A 2,844-nucleotide genomic window follows, 5' to 3' on the forward strand; every position below is an offset into this window, starting at 1 on the left:
TCCGCCGCCGCAAGCGCAAGAAAGTGCCAGTGGGCGAGCGTCAGCCGCTGCTGCGGCCATCGCAGGCCAACCAGGTGTGGTCGATGGACTTTGTGTTCGACCGCACCGCCGACGGCCGGGCGATCAAGTGCCTGGTGATCGTGGACGATGCTACGCACGAAGCGGTCGCCATCGAGGTGGAGCGTGCAATCTCGGGCCATGGCGTGACGCGTGTGCTGGAGCGGCTGGCCATCAGCCGCGGCTTGCCGCAGGTGATCCGCACCGACAACGGCAAGGAGTTCTGCGGCAAGGCGATGGTCGCCTGGGCGCATGCGCATGGGGTGCAGCTGCGGCTGATCCAACCCGGCAAGCCGAATCAGAACGCCTATGTCGAATCGTTCAACGGCCGGCTGCGCGATGAATGCCTCAACGAACACTGGTTCCCGACACTGCTGCACGCACGCACCGAGATCGAGCGCTGGCGACGCGAATACAACGAGGAGCGACCCAAGAAAGCAATTGGCGGCATGACCCCGTCCGCGTATGCCCAACAGCTGGCCAACACCGATATCATCAACCCCGGACTCTAGACCCGGCCGCTACTCAGGACGGGGGGACGTCGCTACGACTGCGGGCACCGGCGCGAAGAGTATTCTTGAGAGTTCGCAGGGCATCGGTGGAAAGATAGATTCTGCCAAGGAGTTAAAGGGCGTTGTTCAGGAGCTCGATGTTGATTCTTACGGTGGACTAAGGTCTAGGGCTGTAGTGGTTGACAATCTTGAACATGACCACATCCCATCTTTTGCGGCCGTGCGCGCTGCAAAAGAAAAAGAGCTTGGACGAAAATTGTCGAGTGAAGAAGAGCGCGTCTTGTATAATGAATCTACTGCTATTGAGGTTCCTAAAGATGTGCATAAAGACAGTCCTACATATAAAGGACGGAATACCCCTTCCCAAATTGAGAAGGATGCCAATGATCTATGTGCAGCTGCTTGCCGGGACATAAATGAACTCAAAACTAATCTTCTCAAGAGAGGTTACGATAAGGGCGAAATCGAAGCTGCAGTCGAAAAGATCGTTAGACGCAATCGGGAGATTGGAATAAAGTGAATAACTTGAATTTATTAATTTCCGCATTAGGGCAGAATGAGCAGGATTTGGCTAAATCGTTGGGTGAAAATTTAGTTGCAAATGCCGGGATAGTTAGGTATGTTGGGCCTTTAGGTGATCGTGTATATTATTCATTAGTAAATGATGGAATTCAGTTAATTTTCAACGAGAATAAGTTGGAGCAGATTACTTTGTATATTCAGCATGGGGAGGGGTTTGATTCTTATGGTGGAGCCCTTCCTGCAGGGCTTTCAAAGGAAATGAATTTCGATGAGGTAAGTGGTCTGCTTGGGTTGCCGGGTGCTTATGGTGGTGGAAATAATGATCCCTTGTTTGGGAGGATTTCCCGTTGGGTTAAATATGAAAGTCTACGCCCTCAAATTCACATTGAATTTGACCTAAAAGGTGGGATTGAGAAAATTTCGTTGAGTTAATCACTTTGGAGGCTAACAACGCTCAGGATTGTCTCGCGATATTTGTAAGGTTGCTTTAATCCTGCGCATTTCCTATGCGCGAAATAATATCGTTAGAGATGTTTAGTTATTGCCAGTGGCTGATTTTTTTTCGAGGCTATGGCTTATTCTATTTGAGTTTACATCACAGAGGTCACTCACAGTGCAGCCTGGTCGGCAGCACCGATGGCTCGGTGACGATGACCGCAGGCAACAGGGTGGCCATCACCGGCAGCGATGTGCTGAGCGCAACCAGCGCAACGATCGTGGGTAAGGAAGTCACCGTCGCGGCCGCAGAAAACATCGTCGATACGGTGCAAACGTCCAAGTAGCAGAGTGCGGGCATCACATTATGACTGACCGGTGGGGCTGTAGACGCCGCTCAGGCGATCTACGGCGCAGTCAAGCGGGGCCCGGAGGTCGAGGACGAAGCCACTGGAGGTAGCCGCATCCTCAGCAACGGCGAAGTCACCATCGCCGCGACGGGCGGCGATCTCAACGTCATTGGCAGCAAGATCGCCGGCGAATTGTGGCCCAGGCTGCAGCAAACAATCTCAACTTGCTCAGTAACAAAGAAACCAACACCACTAAGTCGGAGAACAAGAACGCAGGCGGTGAAATCGGCATCAGTGTCGGTGCAGTAACTGGCTATTACCTCACGGTGTCTGCAGGCAAGGGCAGCGCCAAGGGCAATAGCGATTTGCGCGCAGAAAGCGTGGTCACTGCCAACGATACGTTGACCTTGGTGAGCGGCAACGACACTACGATCCAGGGTGCACAAGCTGTTGGCAACAGAGTCCTGGCGAATGTCGGCGGCGATCTGCTGATCAAGAGCGAGCAGGACACCAACGAGTACAAGAGCAAGCAACAGCAGGCCAGCCTGACCCTGGCGACCGGCTCTGGTAGCGGCGGCAGCTATAGCCAGCAGAAGGTCAACAGCAGCTACACCAGCGTGACCGAGCAAAGTGGCATCCAGGCCGGCAATGGTGGCTTCGACATCACGGTAGGCGGCAACACCAAGTTGGTCGGCGGCGCGATAGCCAGTGCAGCCGATTCCAGACTCAATCGGCTGTCCACCGATAGCCTGACGGTCGAGGACCTCCAGAACAAAGCGGAGTACAAGACCAGCGGTGTGACAGTTGCCGGCGGCACGGGTAGCGGCATGGCCAGCGTTGCCATCGGTGCCGGACTGAGCATGTTGGGCAATGCCAGCGACAGCTCAAGCAGCACGACCAAGAGCGATATCGCGGCTGGCACGATCCAAATCCGCAATGACGACGAGTCTGCGCTGGCAGGGTTGGAT

Annotated in this window: 3 protein-coding genes and 1 pseudogene; all 4 read left to right on the forward strand. The window is 54.5% G+C overall.

What is annotated here, in order from left to right; translation table 11 throughout:
- A partial coding sequence (locus A7D16_RS19445) for an IS3 family transposase (RefSeq protein WP_064634866.1) occupies window positions 1-569 on the forward strand: 569 nt, incomplete at its 5' end.
- 175 nt (window positions 570-744) lie between these two features.
- Window positions 745-1,089: a hypothetical protein gene (locus tag A7D16_RS23325; protein ID WP_153043202.1), complete on the forward strand. Its 345-nt coding sequence runs from the start codon at window positions 745-747 to the stop codon at window positions 1,087-1,089.
- Window positions 1,086-1,523, forward strand: a complete 438-nt coding sequence (locus A7D16_RS22130; RefSeq protein ID WP_082925890.1) for a hypothetical protein — start codon at window positions 1,086-1,088, stop codon at window positions 1,521-1,523. Before A7D16_RS23325 ends, A7D16_RS22130 begins: the two co-directional genes overlap by 4 nt.
- 162 nt (window positions 1,524-1,685) lie before the next feature.
- A pseudogene (locus A7D16_RS19455) lies at window positions 1,686-2,844 on the forward strand (hemagglutinin repeat-containing protein); the annotation flags it as partial.

It is taken from the genome of Xanthomonas nasturtii, assembly GCF_001660815.1.
GTDB classification, from domain to species: domain Bacteria; phylum Pseudomonadota; class Gammaproteobacteria; order Xanthomonadales; family Xanthomonadaceae; genus Xanthomonas; species Xanthomonas nasturtii.